This window comes from Serratia sp. C2(1) (assembly GCF_036352655.1).
Classification (GTDB): domain Bacteria; phylum Pseudomonadota; class Gammaproteobacteria; order Enterobacterales; family Enterobacteriaceae; genus Serratia; species Serratia inhibens.
In genome coordinates, this window is the sequence record NZ_JAZFBA010000001.1 from 1,186,304 (window position 1) to 1,206,835 (window position 20,532).

A 20,532-nucleotide genomic window follows, 5' to 3' on the forward strand; every position below is an offset into this window, starting at 1 on the left:
TCGGGCGCGCCGCCGCGCCAGTGATCCCATCGGCCTGATTGCAGGCCGATGCTGTTTTATATTGGCGATTCGTGGTTGTTAATTGCAAAATCATTCTTTGCAATTATGATTAGCCGAACCGCTAAGTTAAGAGCTTGTGCATGCAAAACGAGAAAAAATCGAACCTGGAGTTCATTCCGCAATTTCAAAAAGCCTTTTACCATCCGCGCTACTGGGGCGTTTGGCTGGGAACCGGGTTGATGGCCGGCATTTCACTGATCCCAGCACGCCTGCGCGACCCGGTGCTCGGAGCCGTAGGCAAGCTGGTCGGTAAAGTGGCCAAAAGTGCGCGCCGCCGAGCGCGTATCAACTTGCTGTATTGCCTGCCTGAAGTGCCGGAAAACGAACGCGAGCATATTATTGACGAGATGTTCGCCACTGCACCGCAATCGATGATTCTGATGGCGGAACTGGCCTGCACCAAACCGGAGAAAGTGCTGAAGCGCGTGCGTTGGCACGGCGAAGAGGTGCTGGATAAGATCCGCGAGGAAGGCCGAAACGTGATTTTCCTGGTGCCGCATGGTTGGGCGGTGGATGTGCCCGCAATGCTGATGGCGGCGCGTGGCCAGCCGATGGCGGCGATGTTCCACAACCAAAGCAATCCCCTGGTGGATTATCTGTGGAATGCGGTGCGCCGTAAGTTCGGTGGCCGGATGCATGCGCGTAATGACGGCATCAAACCGTTTATCAGTTCAGTGCGTCAGGGATATTGGGGCTATTATCTGCCCGATCAGGATCACGGCGCCGAACACAGCGAGTTCGTCGACTTCTTCGCTACCTATAAAGCGACGCTGCCGGCGGTAGGCCGCCTGATGAAGGTGTGCCGTGCGGCAATCGTGCCTTTGTTCCCGGTGTATGACGGCAAAACCAGCATGTTGGATATCTATATTCGCCCGCCGATGGATGATTTGGCCGTGGCTGACGACCCCTATATTGCGCGCCGCATGAATGAAGAAGTGGAGAATTTGGTGGGGCCGAATCCAGAGCAGTACACCTGGATCCTCAAACTGCTGAAAACGCGTAAAGAAGGGGAAACCGAGCCCTATTCGCGCGACGATTTATACCGTTAAGCGGCATAGTCGCTTAAGATCAGGGCCAGTCATCGAAAGGTGGCTGGCCCTTTGTTTTTGCTGCGCTTATATATGCACCAGGCATCCCTGCGCCATCAGCGGCTCCAGCACCGCCGGCATCTGGGCGAAGTTGTTCCAGCGCAAATCCAATCGCCGCAGACGAGTCAATGCCGCCATGCTGTCCGGCAGTTCACTCAAGCGGTTGGCACGCAGGTCAAGCGTGGTGAGTGCGGTGAGTTGACCAAAGCTGTCTGAAAGCTGCCGTAGCCGATTGGAGCGCAGATTGAGGTCGGTCAGCTGGCTAAGTGGCAGAATGCCGCAGGCAGCTTGCTGATGGCGTTATTTTCCACGTCCAGTACCGCCAGCTCAGAGCATTGCGAGATTTCTTCCGGCAGCGTTTCCAGGCGATTGTTCATCAGATGCAGTTCCCGCAGCGCGCTCAACTGGCCGATGGCGGCCGGCAACGCGGTAATCTGGTTGTTATATAGCCTCAGTTCCTGCAAATCACTCAATTGAACAATGGCCGCAGGCAATTCGCTCAGTTGGTTATCGGTCACGTTCAGATAACGCAATTTATGCAGGCAACCCAGTTCGATGGGCAGCGTGCTGAAAGCGTTGTCGCTCAGATAAAGATAAGTCAGTTCGCTGAGTTGGCCGATGCCGGCAGGTATCCGGTCGGCTTTGTTGTGACCGCAATCCAGCATCGCCAGCTTTTTCAATTGGCCCAGTTCTTCCGGCAGTTCACTGAGTTGGTTGCAGGAGATATTCAGTACCTGCAGGTCGCGATGCTGAAAGATCTGCGCCGGAAACTGGCGGAGGCGATTGCCGTACAAGCTGATTTTCAGTAATGCGCTGCCCTGCAGGCGGGATTCCTCCAGGCTTTCCAACTCCTGGCCGTCAAGATCCAGTGCAAGCGAGCTGCAGTTTTGCTGTGGGTGTTGATGAAGCATCTTGGTTCTCCGCTTGCCGTAGTGGCGACTGGAGACGAGTTTATCAGGCGGAAAGAGCGGTGCGGGAAAAAATGCCGGCCGGGTTAACGGCCGGCGGCAGGTAAGCGCTATTACTCGACGCGCAGGATACGGCTGGTGTTGGTGGTACCAACGGTTTCCATCACGTCGCCCTGCGTCACGATCACCAGGTCGCCTGAAACCAGGAAGCCTTTGTCGCGCAGACGATTCACCGCATCATTGGCCGCGACGACGCCGTCGTTATGGCTGTCGAAATAAACCGGCGTAACGCCGCGATAGAGCGCGGTCAGGTTCAGTGTGTGCTCATGGCGTGACATGGCGAAGATCGGCAACCCGGAGCTGATGCGGGACATCATCAGCGCAGTACGGCCTGATTCTGTCATGGCGATCAGCGCAGTCACGCCTTTCAGGTGGTTGGCGGCGTACATTGAAGACATGGCGATGGCTTCTTCGATGTTGTCGAACTGCACGTCCAAACGGTGCTTGGAGACGTTGATGCTCGGGATCTTTTCCGCGCCCAAACAAACGCGCGCCATTGCCGCCACGGTTTCGGCCGGGTACTGGCCCGCTGCGGTTTCGGCAGACAGCATGACGGCGTCGGTACCATCCAGCACGGCGTTCGCCACGTCCATGACTTCGGCGCGGGTCGGCATCGGGTTGGTGATCATCGATTCCATCATCTGGGTCGCGGTAATGACGGCGCGGTTCAGCGTGCGGGCGCGACGGATCAGTTTTTTCTGGATGCCGACCAGCTCAGGATCGCCGATCTCGACGCCCAGGTCGCCACGGGCAACCATCACCACATCGGAAGCCAGGATGATGTCGTCCATTGCTTCGTCGCTGCACACGGCTTCGGCACGTTCAACTTTAGAAACGATCTTGGCGTTGCAGCCTGCATCGCGCGCCAGACGGCGTGCGTAGTTCAGGTCTTCGCCGGTGCGCGGGAAGGAAACCGCCAGATAGTCGACGCCGATTTTCGCCGCAGTGATGATATCGGCTTTATCTTTCTCGGTCAGGGCTTCTGCGGACAGGCCGCCGCCCAGCTTGTTGATGCCTTTGTTGTTGGACAGCGGGCCGCCAACGGTCACTTCGGTAAACACTTTCATGCCCTGAACTTCGAGCACTTTCAGCTGTACGCGGCCGTCGTCCAGCAGCAGTACGTCGCCCGGTACCACGTCGGCTGGCAGGCCTTTATAGTCGATACCGACTTTTTCTTTATCGCCTTCACCTTTTGACATGTTGGCATCGAGCAGGAATTTGTCACCAATATTGAGGAAGATTTTGCCTTCCTTAAAAGTGGAAACGCGGATTTTCGGCCCTTGCAGGTCGCCCAGAATAGCGACGTGACGCCCCAGTTTGGCAGCGATTTCGCGCACTTTATCTGCGCGAGCCTGATGATCTTCCGCGCTGCCGTGGGAAAAGTTGAGCCGAACCACGTTAGCGCCGGCGGCAATGATCTTTTCCAGATTATTGTCGCGGTCAGTAGCCGGGCCAAGGGTGGTAACAATTTTGGTTCTTCTGAGCCGTCTGGACATGTATTACTCCGTTGACTGGTGAAGCAAAGTATTGGTGTTGCGATAACGTCGGATAACGAAACCAGGAGTGAAATGTAATTTTACTACACTGATGTTTCACCCGGGTTACCCGCATGAGCGTTTTACAGGTACTGCCTCTAATACTGCCGTTCAAATTTTCCCGGCAGGTTTTTACATCGATTACGAGTCGAAATTATTCGGGATAACCGCACCCTTATCAAAGCGCGATTCTTTTAACGCTTCCTTGACCCGCTTCAAGTTATCTCTGAATTTAGCCCCTCTGCGCAAGGTAAATCCGGTGGCCAGAACGTCGATGAGCGTTAATTGCGCAATTCGGGACACCATCGGCATATAAACGTCAGTATCCTCCGGCACATCAAGCAGCAGAGACAGCGTCGCCGCGTGGGCGAGAGGGGTATTGCGTGAGGTGATGGCGATCACCGTGGCGTCGTTTTCACGCGCCAGTTGCGCCATTTCAACCAGGTTTTTGGTGCGGCCGGTGTGGGAAATCAACACCACCACGTCGCCTTCGCTGGAGTTCATGCATCCCATGCGCTGCATGACGATGTCATCGAAGTAGACCACCGGGATATTGAAACGGAAAAATTTGTTCATCGCGTCGTGAGCGACCGCTGCCGATGCGCCTAAACCAAAGAAAGAGATCTTTTTTGCCTGCGTAAGCAGGTCAACAGCACGATTGATTGCGGCAATATCTAAATTTGCCTTTACTGTATCCAGACAGGCCATGACCGATTCAAATATTTTACCGGTGTAGGAATCGACGCTGTCATCTTCCTCCACGTTACGATTTACGTAAGGGGTGCCGTTGGCCAGACTTTGCGCCAGATGCAGCTTGAAATCCGGGAAACCCTTGGTATCGAGACGGCGACAAAAACGATTGACGGTGGGCTCGCTGACGTCCGCCATTTTGGCCAGCGTTGCGATACTGGAGTGAATGGCGGTTTGTGGGGAGGCCAGGATCACCTCGGCGACTTTCCTTTCAGATTTGCTCAGGAGCTCCAGATGGCTCTGGATTTTTTCCAGCGTATTCATATAACGAGAGTCACTCATGGTTTTATACCCGCAATCTTTCAAGTTTCCACCTGAAATCCATCGGATATGTCGATTTCAATCAAAGGAGAAATCAATGCCGGTTTAATGAAAATATACTACGTGCCGGTAACCGTTGGCAGTCTCGACAGAGGGTATGCAGACTTTTTTCATCAGAACATGACCTGTGTCTAACTTTCATAATGGTAAAAGAGCGTCAAAAAAGACAGAAAATTACAGTTTTTAGTTTCGGCGGTGGCGTTTAGGCCCGATCGCGCTTAACACTGGAGTTTCTGGGGCTTTTTTTCTGCTTTTGATCCGGGTTTACTGGCCGTAGTCAAAGAGAGTACATTAGTAATGTAAGAAAATTACAAATATCCTGCAACGAGGAGATGAACATGGCGGTAACCTCTACAGCCCAGGCGTGTGACCTGGTTATTTTCGGCGCGAAGGGCGATTTGGCGCGTCGTAAGCTGCTGCCTTCCCTGTACCAGTTAGAAAAAGCCGGCCATATCCACCCGGAAACCCGGATTATCGGCGTTGGTCGTGCCGAGTGGGATAAAGAAGCCTATATCAAGGTGGTCAAGGAAGCGCTTGGCACCTTTATGAAAGAAAAGCTGGATGACGAACTCTGGGCCACGCTGAGCGCACGCCTGGATTTCTGCAACCTGGATGTGAACGACAGCAAAAACTTTACCAAACTGGGTAAAATGCTGGACCAGAAACATCGCACCACCATCAACTATTTCGCCATGCCGCCGAGCACCTTCGGCGCGATCTGCAAAGGGTTGGGCGAGGCAAAGCTGAATCACGACCCGGCGCGCGTCGTGATGGAAAAACCCTTGGGGACCGATCTGGCATCTTCCCGCGTGATCAACGATCAAGTGGCGGAATATTTCAACGAGTCCCAGGTTTACCGTATTGACCATTACCTCGGTAAAGAAACGGTACTGAACCTGCTGGCGCTGCGTTTCGCCAACTCACTGTTTGCCTCCAACTGGGACAACCGTACCATCGATTCCGTACAGATCACCGTGGCGGAAGAGGTGGGCATAGAAGGGCGCTGGGGTTACTTTGATCAGGCCGGCCAGATGCGCGACATGATCCAGAACCACCTGCTGCAAATTCTGACCATGATCGCCATGTCGCCGCCGGCTGATTTGACCACCGATCGTATTCGTGACGAGAAAGTGAAGGTGCTGCGCTCGCTGCGCCGCATTAATCAGACCAACGTGCGTGAAACCACGGTGCGCGGCCAATACACCGCCGGTTTTGTGCAGGGCAAAAAAGTGCCGGGCTATCTGGAAGAGGAAGGGGCGAACAAAAGCAGCAACACCGAAACCTTCGTCTCTATCCGCGTGGATATCGACAACTGGCAGTGGGCCGGCGTACCGTTCTATCTGCGCACCGGCAAGCGCCTGCCGACCAAATGTTCTGAAGTGGTGGTTTACTTCAAGAACCCACCGTTGAACCTGTTCAGCGACTCTTATCAGCAACTGCCGCAGAACAAATTGACCATTCGTCTGCAGCCGGATGAAGGTATCGAGATCCAGGTGCTGAACAAGGTGCCGGGGTTGGATCACAAGCATCGCCTGCAAACCACCAAGCTGGATCTGAGCTTCTCGGAAACCTTCAACCAGGAGCACGTGGCAGACGCCTACGAGCGTTTGTTGCTGGAGACCATGCGCGGTATTCAGGCGCTGTTCGTACGCCGTGACGAGGTGGAGGAAGCCTGGAAATGGGTGGACTCCATCATGGACGCCTGGAAAGCGGACAACGAAGCGCCGAAGCCGTACCAGTCCGGTACCTGGGGCCCGGTAGCCTCGGTCGCGATGATCACCCGCGATGGCCGTTCCTGGAACGAGTTCGAGTAACAGGCCGCCGGCAGTTTATCTGCCGGCATTTTTTTGCCCGTTGAACGCGGGACAGCAACCTCACTTAGGGTACGGCCGGACGCCCGCATTAACTTGCGGAGCCCTGTGGCAGGGGCGTGCCATTCATAAACCGTAAGTAGTGGAGAAGGTATTGATGAAAAACTGGAAAACCAGCGCAGAACAAATCCTGACGGCAGGTCCGGTGGTTCCGGTCATCGTGATCAATAAACTGGAACATGCGGTGCCGCTGGCCAGGGCGCTGGTCGCCGGTGGCGTTCGCGTGCTGGAGGTGACATTACGTACCGCCTGTGCCATGGAGGCAATCCGCGCCATCGCCAAAGAAGTGCCGGAGGCGATTATCGGTGCAGGCACGGTAATTAATCCCCAGCAGTTGCAAGAAGTGACCGAGGCCGGTGCGCAATTCGCTATCAGCCCGGGCCTGACAGAGGTGCTGCTGAAAGCCGCTACTGCAGGAACCATTCCGTTAATTCCGGGCATCAGCACCGTTTCAGAGCTGATGTTGGGCATGGATCACGGCCTGCGCGAGTTCAAGTTCTTCCCTGCAGAAGCCAACGGCGGCGTAAAAGCGCTGCAGGCTATCGGCGGCCCATTCCCGCAGGTGCGTTTTTGTCCGACCGGTGGCATCACGCCGAATAACTACCGAGATTACCTGGCGCTGAAAAGCGTGCTGTGCATCGGTGGATCCTGGCTGGTGCCTGCCGACGCGTTGGAGAGCGGCGACTACGAACGCATCAGCGAACTGGCGCGCAGCGCCGTCAAGGGCGCTGCGTTGTAACCCGCGCAGGGCCTGGGTTTGGCGATAGTTTGCCCACGAATTAAATCACCAAGGTTCAACGGCTCGTTGAACCTTTTTTTATTTTTAAAATGCTTAACTTTCTTATTTTTAACCCGTTTTTTTCTGCTTCTTGTGAAAATGGCAGTTTGCTTTCTTATTTTGGCTGTGGTACAAATATCGCAGTTGAAAATTTTACTTTTATGAGGATATTGGGCAAATCGCACGGTGTGCGGCTGAGAATAGAGAATAATTATGATGAAACTTAACGGAACTACCCTCAGAACCTCTACTTGCCAGCTTTTCCTGTCTGCCATCCTTGCCAGTGAGCATCACTGGTGCAGCGAGCTATAGCGTCTTTCTCCCTTAACCGGTGCTGGTGACAGGCTCAGTCCTCCGTCATTCCGCGTAGCCGGGCAAACATTCTTATTGCGTTTGGGTCAGTTTATCCCCAGGGATCTCTGCGTCGTCGGCGCCTTGTTGCGCCTGTCCGACGAGATAAATCGGGATAAATACGCCTTAGCGTGCGTTATTCGCCGTTTGGGAGAAAAATTATGATTTATTGGATCTTTTTAGGTTTGGCTATCGTGGCCGAAATTATCGGTACTCTGTCAATGAAATACGCCAGTATCAGCGGCGGCATGACCGGGCATATTGTGATGTATGTGATGATCACCGCTTCTTACGTAATGCTGTCGCTGGCGATAAAACGCGTCGCCCTTGGCGTGGCTTATGCGCTGTGGGAAGGCATCGGTATCCTGTTTATTACGCTGTTCAGCGTGCTGTGGTTTGATGAGCCGATCTCTGCTTTGAAAGTGTTGGGTCTGGTGACGCTGATTGCCGGCATCATGCTGGTGAAGTCCGGTACCCGCAAAGTACGAAAACAGGTCAGCCCGCGAGGTGACAACCATGCAACAGCTTGAGTTGTACCACATCGGGTTTCTGGCACTGGCGATTGTCCTGGAAATTGTCGCCAACATCTTTTTGAAAATGTCGGACGGCTTCCGCAAAGTGTGGATGGGCCTGTTGTCTCTGCTGTCGGTGTTGGGCGCGTTCAGTGCGCTGGCGCAGGCGGTGAAGGGGATTGATCTCTCGGTGGCCTATGCGCTTTGGGGCGGTTTCGGTATTGCCGCGACTATTGCCGCCGGTTGGATCCTGTTCGGCCAGCGGCTGAATGCCAAGGGCTGGATCGGCCTGGCGCTGCTGTTGGCGGGAATGGTGATCATCAAACTGGCTTAATCAGAGCGCAAGACAAAATAAAAACCGCAGGGCACTCCCTGCGGTTTTTTGTTTACAGCGCGGCGATAATCTTGATTTCAACCTTGTACTTCGGGTTCATTAATTTGGCCTGCACGGTACAGCGTACCGGTGCGCTGCCGGCGACCACCCAGGCATCCCAGGCGGCGTTCATTGCGGCGAAGTCGGCAGCATCAGCCAGGAAAACAGTGGCGTCCAACACTCGACTCTTGTCGGAGCCAACGCGGGCCAGCAGCACGTCAATGGCGGCCAGGGCGTTTGCCGTCTGTGCTGTGGCGTCGTCATCCAGATTTTCCGGCACGCTGGTGTAATAGACGGTGTCGTTGTGTACCACGGCTTCGGACCAGCGCTGATCGGGGTCAATACGTTCGATATTCATTCAGTTATCTCCATATCATCATCATCTTAAGGGTAACACAGCCACCGATAGAAATGCGTGGCGATAAACCCGTCGTCTTTCAAACTACAGCTTTGTTACCTGCACTGTGCTGTACAGAGATGTACAAATGCCGCGAGCGTATGGATGCGCCAGAGCGGCCAACTTGAAAGCCATCGGCTAAAAGTCGGTGGTAGCCGTGCGGCAGGATTGGCATAATCACCGCTGAATTACACTGGCAGAGAGATAGCGTGACGGACGATTTCGCAACAGACGGCGCACTGGCGCAGGCAATCAAGGGTTTCAAACCGCGCGAACCTCAGCGGCAGATGGCGGAAGCCGTAACCGAGGCCATTAATTTCAAACAGGAGCTGGTGGTCGAAGCGGGCACCGGCACCGGTAAAACCTTCGCCTATTTGGCGCCGGCGCTGCGTGCCGATCGCAAAGTGATTATCTCCACCGGTTCAAAGGCCCTGCAAGACCAGCTTTATGCGCGCGATCTGCCTACCGTCGCCAAAGCGCTCAACTACAAAGGCAAGATGGCGCTGCTGAAGGGGCGCTCCAACTATCTGTGTCTGGAACGCCTGGAGCAACAATCGATGGCCGGCGGGGAGTTGGCCGGGCAGACGCTGATCGATCTGGTTCATCTGCGTAAATGGTCGTCATTGACCAAAGAAGGCGACATCAGCAGTTGCAGCGACGTGGCGGAAGACAGCTTTATCTGGCCGCTGGTGACCAGTACCAACGACAACTGCCTGGGCAGCGACTGCCCGCTGTATAAAGATTGCTTTGTGGTCAAAGCCCGCCGTCGAGCCATGGATGCGGACGTTATCGTGGTGAACCATCATCTGTTTCTGGCGGATATGGTGGTGAAAGAGGGTGGGTTTGCCGAGTTGATCCCTGAAGCCGACGTGATGATTTTCGACGAGGCCCATCAGATCCCGGATATTGCCAGTCAGTATTTCGGCAAGCAGCTGACCAGCCGCCAACTGTTGGATCTGGCTAAAGATATTACCATTGCCTACCGTACCGAAGTCCGTGACGCCGCACAGTTGCAAAAAAGCGCCGATCGCCTCAGCCAGAGCACCCAGGATTTCCGTTTGATGTTGGGAGAGCCGGGGTTTCGCGGCAACCTGCGCGACGTGCTCAGTCAACCGAACGTGCAGCGCGCCCTGCTGCTGCTCGATGATGCGCTGGAGCTGTGCTACGACGTGGTTAAACTGTCCCTTGGCCGCTCGGCCTTGCTGGATGCCGCTTTCGAGCGCGCCACGCTGTATCGCGCACGCCTCAAGCGACTGAAAGAGGTCAACGAGCCGGGCTTCAGTTACTGGTATGAATGCAATTCACGCCATTTCGTGCTGGCGCTGACGCCGCTGACGGTGGCCGATCGCTTCCGTGAGCTGTTGGATGAAAAACCGGGCAGTTGGATCTTCACTTCGGCCACGTTGTCGGTCAATGAGCAAATGGGGCACTTTACCGAGCGGTTGGGCCTGACCAAAGCCAAGACCTTGCTGCTGCCCAGCCCGTTCGACTACGCCAAACAGGCGTTGCTGTGCGTACCGCGTTTTCTGCCTTCGCCCAATCAACCCGGCGGCGCCCGCCAGCTGGCGCGCATGCTGCGACCCTTGATTGAAGCTAATAACGGGCGCTGTTTCTTCCTTTGCACCTCGCACCAGATGATGCGCGAACTGGCGGAGGAGTTCCGCGCCACCATGACACTGCCGGTACTGTTGCAGGGGGAAACCAGCAAAGGCCAACTGTTGGCGCAGTTTGTCGAAGCCGGCAACGCGTTGTTGGTGGCGACCAGCAGTTTCTGGGAAGGGGTGGACGTGCGCGGTGACGCGCTGTCTTGCGTGATCATCGACAAACTGCCGTTCACCTCGCCCGACGATCCGCTGTTGAAGGCGCGAATTGAAGATTGCCGGCTGCGGGGCGGCGATCCGTTCAACGACGTGCAATTGCCGGATGCGGTCATTACCCTGAAGCAGGGTGTCGGGCGCCTGATCCGCGATACTGACGATCGCGGCGTGCTGGTGATCTGCGATAACCGCCTGGTGATGCGGCCTTATGGCGAGGTGTTCCTCAATAGTCTGCCGCCGACGCCGCGCACCCGGGATATCGCCCAGGCGATTGCCTTCCTGCAGGCTGAACGCTAGCGGATAGGCGCGGAGACGGGGCTGTGCTACAATGCGCGCCCTGTTTTTTCCCGCCAGAGGTTGGTATGTCCACGCGAATTTTAGCGATCGATACGGCGACGGAAGCCTGCTCCGTTGCCATCTGGAATCAAGGCGAAGTCCACGCCCTGTTTGAGCTGTGCCCACGTGAGCATACGCAACGCATTTTACCGATGGTACAACAAGTGCTGGCGGAAGCCGGTTTAACCCTTGATCAACTCGACGCACTGGCTTTTGGCCGTGGGCCCGGCAGCTTTACCGGCGTACGTATCGGCATCGGCATCGCGCAAGGGCTGGCGCTGGGGGCCGGGTTGCCAATGCTGGGCATTTCAACGTTGCAAACCATGGCGCAAGGTGCCTGGCGCGTTACCGGCGCCGACCGAGTGCTGGCGGCGATTGACGCGCGGATGGGGGAAGTCTACTGGGGCCAGTTTGAGCGCCGGCAAGACGGCAGTTGGCTGGAAAGCGAAGGTGAAGCGGTGCTTTCACCACAGCAAGCGCTGGAACGTGCACAGGGCCTGCAAGGCAACTGGGCGCATGTTGGGACCGGCTGGCAAACCTACCCGGACTTGATTGCAGGCTCTTCTCTGAGCCTGCGCGACGGGCAAATGCTGCTGCCGCAAGCGGAAGATATGCTGCCGCTTGCACTGCTTGCCTGGCAGCAAGGATTGGCGGTGACAGTAGAAAATGCCGAACCGACTTACTTGCGTAACGAAGTCACCTGGAAAAAACTGCCCGGGCGCGAATAACGGTGCCCTATTGTGCTGCGGTTGAGTCCGGGCTATGAATGATCTGCAACTTGCTCAGCGATTTGCTGTCAAAGTTACAGTCATTTCAGGAGATTGCGACGATGTTAACCCGCACTGTAAGTAAAAAGATGTCGCTGCTGGCCATGGCCGGCGGCGCGCTGGCATTGTCAGGTTGCGTAACCGTACCGGATGCGATTAAAGGCAGTACGGCAACGCCGGTGCAGCAGCTATCTTCGGTGCAGAATGCGCCGAATCTGTTTGCCGGAGCTGAAGCCCGCTTTGGCGGCACCGTAGTAAACGTCGCTAACGAACAGGGACGCACAGTGCTCGAGATCGCGGCGGTGCCGCTCGATTCAGGCGCCCGGCCGATTTTGGGCGAGCCGTCGCGGGGCCGTTTGCTGGCCACGGTTAACGGTTTTCTGGAGCCGGTTGATTTCAAGGGGCAGTTGGTTACCGTTGTCGGGCCAATCACTGGGGTGAAAGAAGGCAAGATCGGCACGACGCCTTACAAGTTCGTGACGATGAACGCTACCGGTTACAAGCGCTGGCGCCTGACCCAGCAGGTGATGATGCCACCGGCGCCGATGGGGCCATGGGGCTGGCGTAGCGGTACCTGGGGCCCGGGTTGGGGAGTAGGGTACGGCTGGTACAATCCTGGTCCGGCGCAGGTGCAAACCATCGTTACCGAGTAGGCTTTTGCTTGAGGTCAACAAATTTTAATAGGGCGGCTCCGGCCGCCTTTTCTTTTGGCGCAGGGAAATACCGCCAATTAGTGATGTATATCGCAACCTGAATTAATGTTTAAAACCCAAACTGGTCTGCTGAGTTAAAATATTGTTATGGTTTGGCTGCGTTTTTGGGGGCTGCGATGATAATGAGCAATGATTTGAGGAGTAATACCTTGGATAAGGTCTGGTTAAAACGTTACCCGGCGGATGTTCCGGCAGAGATCGACGCCGATCGTTATTCATCTTTGGTCGAAATGTTTGAAAATGCGGTTCAGCGCTATGCCGATCAACCGGCTTTCATTAACATGGGCGAGATGATGACCTTCCGTAAGCTGGAAGAACGCAGTCGGGCCTTCGCCGCTTATCTGCAAAATGAACTGGGCTTGCAGAAGGGCGATCGCGTTGCCCTGATGATGCCAAACCTGCTGCAGTATCCGATCGCGCTATTCGGTATTTTGCGTGCCGGTATGGTGGTGGTAAACGTTAACCCGCTGTATACGCCGCGCGAACTGGAACACCAACTGAATGACAGCGGCGCCAGCGCCATCGTAATCGTCTCCAACTTTGCTCACACGTTGGAAAAAGTGGTGTTCAATACCCAGGTAAAACATGTGATCCTGACGCGTATGGGCGACCAGCTCTCCACCGCCAAAGGCACGTTGGTTAACTTCGTGGTGAAGTACATTAAGCGATTGGTGCCGAAATACCATCTGCCTGCCGCGATTTCTTTCCGCAGCGCTTTGCAGCGTGGGCGCCGCTTGCAGTATGTCAAACCTGGCATCATCAATTCCGATCTGGCTTTCCTGCAATATACCGGCGGTACCACCGGCGTGGCGAAAGGCGCGATGCTGACGCACCGCAATATGCAGGCCAATTTGGCGCAATGCAACGCCGCCTACGGGCCGCTGTTCCGCGATGGCCAGGAATTGATCGTCACTGCATTGCCGCTCTACCATATTTTTGCGCTGACGGTGAATTGCCTGCTGTTCCTCGAGTTGGGCGGTCGTAATTTGCTGATCACCAACCCGCGCGATATTCCGGGGTTGGTGAAAGAGCTGGCCAAATACCCCTTCACCGCTATCAGCGGCGTCAATACGCTGTTTAATGCGTTGCTCAATAATGAAGATTTCCACAAGCTGGATTTCTCGACCTTGCGTTTCTCGGTCGGCGGCGGGATGTCGGTACAAAAGGCGGTTGCGGACAAATGGGAGAAAGTCACCGGTCGGCATTTGCTGGAGGGCTATGGCCTGACAGAATGTGCGCCGCTGGTCACCTGTAATCCGCACGATCTGACGCACTACAGCGGCAGCATCGGCCTGCCGGTATCCTCCACCGATATTCGGCTGGTGGATGATAATGGGCATGATGTGCCGGTGGGGGAGCCGGGCGAACTGTGGGTTAAAGGTCCGCAAGTTATGTTAGGCTATTGGCAGCGGCCGGACGCCACCGATGAAGTGTTAAAAGAGGGCTGGCTCGCAACCGGCGATATCGTTACAGTGGACGAGTCGGGCTTTGTACGCGTGGTCGACCGCAAGAAAGACATGATTCTGGTTTCCGGTTTTAACGTTTACCCGAATGAGATCGAAGATGTGGTCAGCCAGCATCCGAAGGTGCTGGAATCCGCGGCGATTGGTGTGCCGAATGACGTATCCGGTGAAACGGTCAAGATTTGCGTGGTGAAGAAAGACGCCTCTCTGACCAAGGAAGAGCTGTTGACCCATTGCCGCCGGTACCTGACCGGGTATAAAGTGCCTAAAATTGTTGAGTTCCGCGACGAGTTGCCGAAATCTAACGTCGGTAAAATTTTGCGGCGAGAACTGCGTGATGAGCAGAAAAAGCCGCCAGCGGCAGATGCCGCCTAGGCTATCATCCACGCCTTACAGATCAACAACGCCGGTGAATGCCGGCGTTGTTGTGTTTGAATCATGAAAACGACCAAGAGAATGACGTTTTGAACTATCAGTTGATCACTACCGATGCCGGATTGCAGCAGGTCTGCGAGCAGGCGAGAAACCATGCCCAGATTGCGTTGGACACCGAATTTGTCAGAACGCGCACCTATTATCCGCAGTTAGGCCTGATTCAGTTATACGACGGTGAACAACTTTCCCTGATCGATCCCTTGCCGATCAAGCAATGGCAGCCGTTTATCGATCTGCTGAGCGATACCCAAATTGTGAAATTCCTGCACGCCGGCAGTGAAGACCTCGAGGTGTTCCTGAATGCGTTCAAAACGCTGCCGACCCCGATGGTCGACACCCAGATATTGGCAGCCTTCACTGGCCGACCGCTGTCTTGCGGTTTTGCGACGCTGGTGACGGAGTATATGCAGGTAGATCTGGATAAAAGCGAATCCCGCACCGATTGGCTGGCGCGCCCGCTGACGGAAAAACAGTGCGTATACGCCGCGGCCGATGTGTTCTACCTGTTGCCGATGGCTAAACAACTGGTGCAGGAGACCGAAGACGCCGGTTGGACCGCCGCCGCCGCCAATGAGTGTCTGCTGCTGTGTCAACGCCGCAGCGAGTCGCTGGCGCCGGAATTGGCCTACCGTGAAATCACCAACGCCTGGCAGTTGCGTCCGCGCCAACTGGGTTGTTTGCAGAAGCTGGCGGAATGGCGGCTGCGCCAGGCGCGTGAGCGTGATTTGGCGGTCAACTTTGTGGTTCGCGAGGAAAATCTCTGGCAGGTGGCGCGCTATATGCCAACGTCGCTGGGGGAATTGGATTCGCTTGGCCTGAGCGGCCCGGAAATTCGTTATCACGGTAAGACGTTGCTGGCGTTGGTGGCCGAGGCCAGCGAGCTGGATGAGGCTGCACTGCCGGCGCCGTTGTCCAACCTGATCGACCAGCCGGGTTATAAGAAAGTGTTCAAGGATATCAAAGCGGCGATCGTTATTGTCAGTGAACAAAGCGGGTTAAGCAGTGAATTGCTGGCATCGCGCAGGCAGATTAACCAACTGCTGAACTGGCACTGGAAATTGAAAAGCGGCGATAGCCTGCCTGAATTAGTCAGCGGTTGGCGCGGTGATTTATTAGCGTCACCACTTCAGGACATTCTGAAAAATTATTAATCGGTAGGTAGGAAAATCGGGGCAGGGTAAGGAAACGCTGCTCTGGTTATTCGTGAAAAATAAGCGAAGAAAATATTTTTCGACAGGATTTACTTTAAACAACTGCGGCGCAACATTAATTGAGATTAATCCCAAAGGCAAAAAAACGATTAATGGGTGTTTTTTATCTCAATAACTGGATGTGCATACAGTTACCCCCTGCAAAAAATATACAGGGGGTAATTAATGCGTCGCAATCATTTAGCTGCTTCTTCCGATTCCGGTAATGTCACGTTGAGTTCAAGTACCGAAATATCATCCCCTTTCTGCTCAAACTGCACGTGCAGCATTTCAGGGTCGATTTGAATGTATTTGCAAATCACCGCCAGAATATCGCGTTTTAAATCAGGTAGATAGTGGGGCTCGCTGTCCCCACGACGACGCTCTGCGACGATAATTTGCAGCCGTTCCTTGGCTATATTGGCTGTCGGTTTTTTGCGGGACAGAAAGAAGTCTAGTAATGCCATGGTTTATCCCCCAAAAAGGCGTTTCAGGAAGCCCTTCTTCTCTTCTTCAATGAAGCGGAAGGGGCGTTCTTCTCCTAACAAGCGGCTAACGGTATCGTCATAGGCCTTACCGGCATCTGACTCGATATCAAGAATTACAGGCTCACCCTGGTTAGAGGCGCGCAGCACGGACTGGTCTTCCGGAATAACGCCGACCAATGGAATGCGCAGAATTTCCAGTACGTCCTCCATGCTTAGCATATCGCCACGGCTGACGCGGCCCGGGTTGTAACGGGTCAACAACAGGTGCTCCTTGATAGGAGCTTCGCCTTTCTCAGCGCGACGGGATTTGGAAGACAGGATGCCCAGGATACGGTCAGAGTCACGTACCGATGAGACTTCCGGGTTAGTGGTGATCACCGCTTCATCGGCGAAATACAACGCCATCAGCGCACCGGTTTCGATGCCAGCAGGGGAATCGCAGACCACGAAATCAAAATTCATCTCGCCCAGATCGTTGAGGATTTTCTCAACGCCTTCCCGGGTCAGTGCGTCTTTGTCGCGGGTTTGCGAAGCCGGCAGGATATAAAGGTTATCAGTGCGTTTGTCTTTGATTAACGCCTGATTCAGCGTGGCGTCACCCTGGATCACGTTGACGAAATCATACACCACCCGGCGTTCACAGCCCATGATCAGGTCAAGGTTCCGCAGACCGATATCGAAATCGATCACGACGGTTTTCTTGCCTTTTTGGGCTAAGCCGGTAGCGATGGCCGCGCTTGAAGTGGTCTTGCCAACGCCCCCTTTACCCGATGTAACAACAATAATGCGTGCCATGAAATGGATTCCTTGTCAAAAGGGCTTAATTTAAAGGTTGTATGGTTAAAGCGTTATCCAACAGGCTGAGCCGTGCTGCCTGCCCGAGATAATCGGACGGGATTTGGTCGCTCAACCAGTATTGCCCTGCGATAGAGACTAGCTCAGCACCCAGGTGCGTGCAAAAAATCTGGCACTGCGTATCGCCTGAAGCACCGGCCAGCGCACGACCGCGCATCATGCCGTAAATGTGAATATTGCCGTCGGCAATTAATTCGGCCCCGGCGCTGACGCTGCTGGTCACGATCAGATCGCAGTTGCGGGCATAAATTTGTTGGCCAGAACGAACAGGGGCACTGATGATTCGCGTCTTGGCAGGGGCGTTGATATCCACCACCGGGGCTGGCGCAGGGGCCGGTTCCGGGGCGGCCATTTTCTGGCCTTTGCCTTCGTTCAGTAACGGCAGCCCGGCACGGGTTATAGCGCGTTTCTGACGCTCATCTCTGCAACCGCTGATGCCAACAACGCGCAGACCCGCAGCCGTGACAGCCTGTTGAAGTTCTTTCCAGTTTGCATCGCCGTTCAGCGTTGCAACGTTGATAACAACAGGAGCGTTTTTCAAAAAAGCGGGCGCTTGCTCCACTTTTTCCAGTAACGCCTGACGAATTACCTCGGGTTCCGAATTATGCAAATGAACAACCGATAGGGTAAAACTGCTGCCTTTTAGCTCAATTGGCGATTGTGACATCTATCCTGACTCAGTCTCAGCAACTTTAAATCCCCGGAATACCAATCGGGGTGCGATATTCCGATGTACTATAAGCATGTTATAGTCAGAGTTATATCCAGGCAAGACGCTGCCCCAATTAAATAGAGTTAAAAAAATGCTTTGTGTGATCTATAGAAGCCCAAAACGGGATCAAACTTATCTTTATGTCGAAAAAAAAGACGATTTCTCCCGAGTGCCGGAAGATCTGATGAAAAGTTTCGGTACGCCGCAATTGGCGATGGTGCTTTCCCTCGAAGGCCGGGAAAAGTTAGCTTCGGCGGATATTGAGAAAGTGAAGGAAGCCTTGAAAGAAGAAGGGTTTTATCTGCAATTCCCACCGCCAGTGGAAAATTTATTAAACCGGCATTTGTCAGAGGACAAAAAATAATCACCGCCGGCGCGTAGGGGCCAGGCTAAGTCAGCCCCCTAAAACGGCTAAGGAGCCCTGTGATGAAATTGTCGGCGATAGTAGTGGCATCAACCCTGCTGGCGCTGGGATGCGGCGTCTGCCAACAGACGGCGGCTCAGGTTGCTCCGTCGAGCGTGCCTGCGTCGACAACTGCTGCTGTGAGCACATTGGCCGAAATCGGTCGCGATCCGGCGCAATTTCCGGCCTATGTCGAGCAGTTGAAAGGCAAAGCGCTGGCACAGGGGATCAGTCAGAAAACCATCGACAACGCCTTCGCCAACGCACATTTCGTTGACCGTGTTATAAAGGCCGATCGTAATCAACCGGAAAAGAAAATCACGCTGGACGATTACCTTAAACGCACACTGCCGGCCGCCAAAATCCAACAAGGTCGAACGCTATCCCGGCAATATCGGCCGCAACTGCTGCGCGTTACCGCTCACTACGGCGTCCCCGGGCGTTATATCGTGGCGTTGTGGGGGATGGAAAGCGCCTTCGGCAAGATTCAGGGCCGTGAAGATGTCATTTCGGCTCTGGCCACGCTGGCGTTTGAAGGCCGGCGTGAAGCCTTCTTTAGCCAACAGCTGATGGCGGCGCTGCAGATCCTTGAGCAGGGGCATGTCAGCAGTTCCCAGCTAAAAGGGTCTTGGGCCGGCGCGATGGGCCAATGTCAGTTCATGCCGACCTCGTTCCTGAACTATGCGGCGGATGGCGACGGCGATGGCCGCATCGATATCTGGAACAATCCTGGCGACGTATTCGCTTCCACCGCCAACTATTTGGCGAGCGAGGGCTGGCAACGGGGTATCGGCTGGGGTAGGGAAGTGAGGTTGCCGGCCGGCTTCGGCGCCGATAGCCTGGGGTTGAAAGATCGTCAGGCTCGCAGCGTAAACGAATGGCAAAAACAGGGCGTGCGGCGGCCTGACGGTTCAGCGCTTCCGCACTCCACCCTGCGAAGCTGGGTTATCACACCGGATGACATGCAGGGCCGCGCGTTTCTGGTTTATGATAATTTCCGAACCATCATGCACTGGAATCGCTCTTACTATTTTGCGATTGCCGTGGGTATGATGGCTGACGGTATCGGACAATAAAATAGCGCTACGGTACCCCACCAGAGCGTGGAATAACGGGCTTAGCATGCTAAGCCCCTACATGATTGTAGGGAGAGGCGGTATGTATCAACATAGAGACTGGCAGGGTTCACTACTTGATTTCCCGGTTAATAAGGTGGTTTGCGTCGGCAGTAACTATGCCGATCACATTAAGGAAATGGGCAGTGCGGCCTCGGCAGAGCCGGTAGTGTTTATCAAACCTGAAACAGCGCTGTGCGACATTCGCCAGCCGGTGGCGATCCCCAAAGAGTTTGGGTCGGTGCACCATGAGGTGGAACTGGCCGTGCTTATCGGTACGCCGTTAAAGCAAGCGAATGAAGATCGCGTAGCTCGTGCTATCGCCGGTTATGGCGTGGCACTCGATCTGACGCTGCGCGAATTGCAGGCGGGTTTCAAGAAGGCTGGGCAACCCTGGGAAAAAGCCAAGGGTTTTGACGGTTCTTGCCCGATCTCAGGTTTTATTCCGGTAGCGGAGTTTGGCGACCCGCAAAATGCCGAGCTGTCGTTGACGGTAAATGACCAACTGCGTCAGCAGGGCAACACTCGCGATATGATTACCCCAATCTTGCCGCTGATCAGCTATATGAGCCGTTTCTTCACACTGCGCGCGGGCGACATCATTCTTACCGGCACGCCCCAGGGCGTCGGCCCGATGAGTTCTGGCGACATGTTGAAAATTACGCTTAACGGCAAATCACTGAGCACCCGGGTGATTTAACCGCGTGACTAAAGAAAACTAAAAAGGCCCTTAAAGGGCCTTTTGTTTGTCCGTATTTCGCATCGGTTACCTGATTACTTGCGGCCCAATAGGAAGCCGAAAACGATACCGACCGCGGCGGCGATGGCGACGCCGGCAAGCGGATTTGACTCAACCTGGGTCCGCACGGTGTCCGCCGCGTCGCGAGCCGCATAGGTGGCCTGAGAGGCGTACTTGCGGGCTGCACCCTTGGCCTGGTGTTCCGGCGAATCTGTCGCCTCACCGAAGGCTTCCTGAACAGCGCCGGCAGCTTCATTGACCTTGTTTTCTGCTTTTCCAAACATGTTTAGCTCCTTATCTCTGTTCTAAAGGCGAACATTAAACATAGCAGCATTATCGCAGGTCGGGCGGCATAACCTGCTTTATGAGAAGAATCCGAGCATTACGCAGGGGTAGCTGACAGCGCCAGACGGCAGAAGCCAAAAAGGTGATGGGTCTGAAATTTGTTCGTATAATGGAGAAAAGGGGGCGGTTTTCCCGCCAGATAAAATCGGC

General features: G+C 54.8%; 20 protein-coding genes and 1 pseudogene. 13 read left to right on the top strand and 8 right to left on the bottom strand.

Features of this window, described 5'->3' with window-relative positions; translation table 11 throughout:
* Positions 1-140: 140 nt before the first annotated feature.
* On the top strand, positions 141-1,109 hold the full coding sequence (lpxM, locus tag V2S86_RS05505; protein ID WP_330761573.1) for a lauroyl-Kdo(2)-lipid IV(A) myristoyltransferase: 969 nt from the start codon (positions 141-143) through the stop codon (positions 1,107-1,109).
* Positions 1,110-1,175: 66 nt separating this feature from the next.
* Here the strand turns inward: lpxM and V2S86_RS05510 are convergent.
* The 3 genes and pseudogenes from V2S86_RS05510 to V2S86_RS05520 form a co-directional block, all read right to left on the bottom strand.
* A pseudogene (locus tag V2S86_RS05510) lies at positions 1,176-2,059 on the bottom strand (leucine-rich repeat domain-containing protein).
* 110 nt (positions 2,060-2,169) lie between these two features.
* Positions 2,170-3,612: a pyruvate kinase gene (gene pyk, locus V2S86_RS05515; RefSeq protein ID WP_065506321.1), complete on the bottom strand. Its 1,443-nt coding sequence runs from the start codon at positions 3,610-3,612 to the stop codon at positions 2,170-2,172.
* 180 nt (positions 3,613-3,792) lie between these two features.
* Entirely contained in the window at positions 3,793-4,665 is an 873-nt protein-coding gene (locus V2S86_RS05520; RefSeq protein ID WP_330761574.1) for a MurR/RpiR family transcriptional regulator, read from the bottom strand.
* Positions 4,666-5,060: 395 nt separating this feature from the next.
* Between V2S86_RS05520 and zwf the strand changes: the two genes are divergently transcribed.
* From zwf to mdtI, 4 genes are all read left to right on the top strand, one after another.
* A complete protein-coding gene (gene zwf / locus V2S86_RS05525) occupies positions 5,061-6,536 on the top strand; it encodes a glucose-6-phosphate dehydrogenase (protein ID WP_004945501.1) in 1,476 nt (491 codons plus the stop codon).
* A 154-nt stretch (positions 6,537-6,690) separates the two neighbouring features.
* Positions 6,691-7,332: a bifunctional 4-hydroxy-2-oxoglutarate aldolase/2-dehydro-3-deoxy-phosphogluconate aldolase gene (locus tag V2S86_RS05530; RefSeq protein WP_330761575.1), complete on the top strand. Its 642-nt coding sequence runs from the start codon at positions 6,691-6,693 to the stop codon at positions 7,330-7,332.
* 551 nt (positions 7,333-7,883) lie between these two features.
* Complete coding sequence (gene mdtJ / locus V2S86_RS05535) at positions 7,884-8,252, top strand: multidrug/spermidine efflux SMR transporter subunit MdtJ (RefSeq protein ID WP_004945494.1); 369 nt, start codon at positions 7,884-7,886, stop codon at positions 8,250-8,252.
* On the top strand, positions 8,239-8,568 hold the full coding sequence (gene mdtI, locus V2S86_RS05540) for a multidrug/spermidine efflux SMR transporter subunit MdtI (protein WP_020453871.1): 330 nt from the start codon (positions 8,239-8,241) through the stop codon (positions 8,566-8,568). Before mdtJ ends, mdtI begins: the two co-directional genes overlap by 14 nt.
* 52 nt (positions 8,569-8,620) lie before the next feature.
* Here mdtI and V2S86_RS05545 read toward each other — a convergent pair whose 3' ends face one another.
* Positions 8,621-8,965 carry a RidA family protein gene (locus tag V2S86_RS05545; protein WP_330761576.1) on the bottom strand — a complete coding sequence of 115 codons (345 nt, stop codon included), beginning with the start codon at positions 8,963-8,965 and terminating at the stop codon, positions 8,621-8,623.
* Between the two features lie 248 nt (positions 8,966-9,213).
* Between V2S86_RS05545 and V2S86_RS05550 the strand changes: the two genes are divergently transcribed.
* From V2S86_RS05550 to rnd, 5 genes are all read left to right on the top strand, one after another.
* Positions 9,214-11,118, top strand: a complete 1,905-nt coding sequence (locus V2S86_RS05550; protein ID WP_330761577.1) for an ATP-dependent DNA helicase — start codon at positions 9,214-9,216, stop codon at positions 11,116-11,118.
* A gap of 65 nt (positions 11,119-11,183) precedes the next feature.
* Positions 11,184-11,885, top strand: a complete 702-nt coding sequence (tsaB, locus tag V2S86_RS05555; protein WP_330761578.1) for a tRNA (adenosine(37)-N6)-threonylcarbamoyltransferase complex dimerization subunit type 1 TsaB — start codon at positions 11,184-11,186, stop codon at positions 11,883-11,885.
* Between the two features lie 101 nt (positions 11,886-11,986).
* Positions 11,987-12,577, top strand: coding sequence for a Slp family lipoprotein (locus V2S86_RS05560; RefSeq protein WP_330761579.1), 591 nt, complete (start codon positions 11,987-11,989; stop codon positions 12,575-12,577).
* 209 nt (positions 12,578-12,786) lie between these two features.
* Entirely contained in the window at positions 12,787-14,475 is a 1,689-nt protein-coding gene (gene fadD, locus V2S86_RS05565; protein WP_330761580.1) for a long-chain-fatty-acid--CoA ligase FadD, read from the top strand.
* An 89-nt stretch (positions 14,476-14,564) separates the two neighbouring features.
* Complete coding sequence (gene rnd, locus V2S86_RS05570; protein WP_330761581.1) at positions 14,565-15,686, top strand: ribonuclease D; 1,122 nt, start codon at positions 14,565-14,567, stop codon at positions 15,684-15,686.
* A gap of 236 nt (positions 15,687-15,922) precedes the next feature.
* Here rnd and minE read toward each other — a convergent pair whose 3' ends face one another.
* From minE to minC, 3 genes are read right to left on the bottom strand one after another with little or no spacing between them, the layout of a single operon-like run.
* Positions 15,923-16,192, bottom strand: coding sequence for a cell division topological specificity factor MinE (gene minE / locus V2S86_RS05575; protein ID WP_004945472.1), 270 nt, complete (start codon positions 16,190-16,192; stop codon positions 15,923-15,925).
* A 3-nt stretch (positions 16,193-16,195) separates the two neighbouring features.
* Positions 16,196-17,008: a septum site-determining protein MinD gene (gene minD, locus V2S86_RS05580; RefSeq protein ID WP_013813311.1), complete on the bottom strand. Its 813-nt coding sequence runs from the start codon at positions 17,006-17,008 to the stop codon at positions 16,196-16,198.
* Between the two features lie 25 nt (positions 17,009-17,033).
* Positions 17,034-17,735: a septum site-determining protein MinC gene (minC, locus tag V2S86_RS05585; RefSeq protein ID WP_212556303.1), complete on the bottom strand. Its 702-nt coding sequence runs from the start codon at positions 17,733-17,735 to the stop codon at positions 17,034-17,036.
* Between the two features lie 136 nt (positions 17,736-17,871).
* Here minC and V2S86_RS05590 point away from each other — a divergent pair, with 136 nt between their 5' ends.
* The 3 genes from V2S86_RS05590 (at position 17,872) to V2S86_RS05600 (ending at position 19,998) form a co-directional block, all read left to right on the top strand.
* Complete coding sequence (locus tag V2S86_RS05590) at positions 17,872-18,144, top strand: YcgL domain-containing protein (protein WP_065506311.1); 273 nt, start codon at positions 17,872-17,874, stop codon at positions 18,142-18,144.
* Positions 18,145-18,206: 62 nt separating this feature from the next.
* Positions 18,207-19,259: a lytic murein transglycosylase gene (locus V2S86_RS05595; RefSeq protein WP_330763158.1), complete on the top strand. Its 1,053-nt coding sequence runs from the start codon at positions 18,207-18,209 to the stop codon at positions 19,257-19,259.
* An 82-nt stretch (positions 19,260-19,341) separates the two neighbouring features.
* Positions 19,342-19,998 (top strand): fumarylacetoacetate hydrolase family protein, encoded by a 657-nt coding sequence (locus V2S86_RS05600; RefSeq protein WP_004945462.1) that lies wholly within the window; start codon positions 19,342-19,344, stop codon positions 19,996-19,998.
* Between the two features lie 74 nt (positions 19,999-20,072).
* On the opposite strand, the gene V2S86_RS05605 is transcribed toward V2S86_RS05600, so the two are convergent.
* Positions 20,073-20,321 carry a CsbD family protein gene (locus V2S86_RS05605; protein ID WP_330761582.1) on the bottom strand — a complete coding sequence of 83 codons (249 nt, stop codon included), beginning with the start codon at positions 20,319-20,321 and terminating at the stop codon, positions 20,073-20,075.
* Positions 20,322-20,532: the final 211 nt, after the last annotated feature.

Excerpts from the sequence above, each read along its gene's own strand:
- V2S86_RS05545 (WP_330761576.1), bottom strand. The coding sequence starts at position 8,965 with ATGAATATCGAACGTATTGACCCCGATCAGCGCTGGTCCGAAGCCGTG.
- mdtI (WP_020453871.1), top strand. The coding sequence starts at position 8,239 with ATGCAACAGCTTGAGTTGTACCACATCGGGTTTCTGGCACTGGCGATT.
- zwf (WP_004945501.1), top strand. The coding sequence starts at position 5,061 with ATGGCGGTAACCTCTACAGCCCAGGCGTGTGACCTGGTTATTTTCGGC.
- minE (WP_004945472.1), bottom strand. The coding sequence starts at position 16,192 with ATGGCATTACTAGACTTCTTTCTGTCCCGCAAAAAACCGACAGCCAAT.
- minD (WP_013813311.1), bottom strand. The coding sequence starts at position 17,008 with ATGGCACGCATTATTGTTGTTACATCGGGTAAAGGGGGCGTTGGCAAG.
- V2S86_RS05595 (WP_330763158.1), top strand. The coding sequence starts at position 18,207 with ATGAAATTGTCGGCGATAGTAGTGGCATCAACCCTGCTGGCGCTGGGA.
- pyk (WP_065506321.1), bottom strand. The coding sequence starts at position 3,612 with ATGTCCAGACGGCTCAGAAGAACCAAAATTGTTACCACCCTTGGCCCG.
- minC (WP_212556303.1), bottom strand. The coding sequence starts at position 17,735 with ATGTCACAATCGCCAATTGAGCTAAAAGGCAGCAGTTTTACCCTATCG.
- V2S86_RS05560 (WP_330761579.1), top strand. The coding sequence starts at position 11,987 with ATGTTAACCCGCACTGTAAGTAAAAAGATGTCGCTGCTGGCCATGGCC.
- V2S86_RS05530 (WP_330761575.1), top strand. The coding sequence starts at position 6,691 with ATGAAAAACTGGAAAACCAGCGCAGAACAAATCCTGACGGCAGGTCCG.
- mdtJ (WP_004945494.1), top strand. The coding sequence starts at position 7,884 with ATGATTTATTGGATCTTTTTAGGTTTGGCTATCGTGGCCGAAATTATC.
- V2S86_RS05605 (WP_330761582.1), bottom strand. The coding sequence starts at position 20,321 with ATGTTTGGAAAAGCAGAAAACAAGGTCAATGAAGCTGCCGGCGCTGTT.
- V2S86_RS05600 (WP_004945462.1), top strand. The coding sequence starts at position 19,342 with ATGTATCAACATAGAGACTGGCAGGGTTCACTACTTGATTTCCCGGTT.
- lpxM (WP_330761573.1), top strand. The coding sequence starts at position 141 with ATGCAAAACGAGAAAAAATCGAACCTGGAGTTCATTCCGCAATTTCAA.
- tsaB (WP_330761578.1), top strand. The coding sequence starts at position 11,184 with ATGTCCACGCGAATTTTAGCGATCGATACGGCGACGGAAGCCTGCTCC.
- V2S86_RS05520 (WP_330761574.1), bottom strand. The coding sequence starts at position 4,665 with ATGAATACGCTGGAAAAAATCCAGAGCCATCTGGAGCTCCTGAGCAAA.
- V2S86_RS05590 (WP_065506311.1), top strand. The coding sequence starts at position 17,872 with ATGCTTTGTGTGATCTATAGAAGCCCAAAACGGGATCAAACTTATCTT.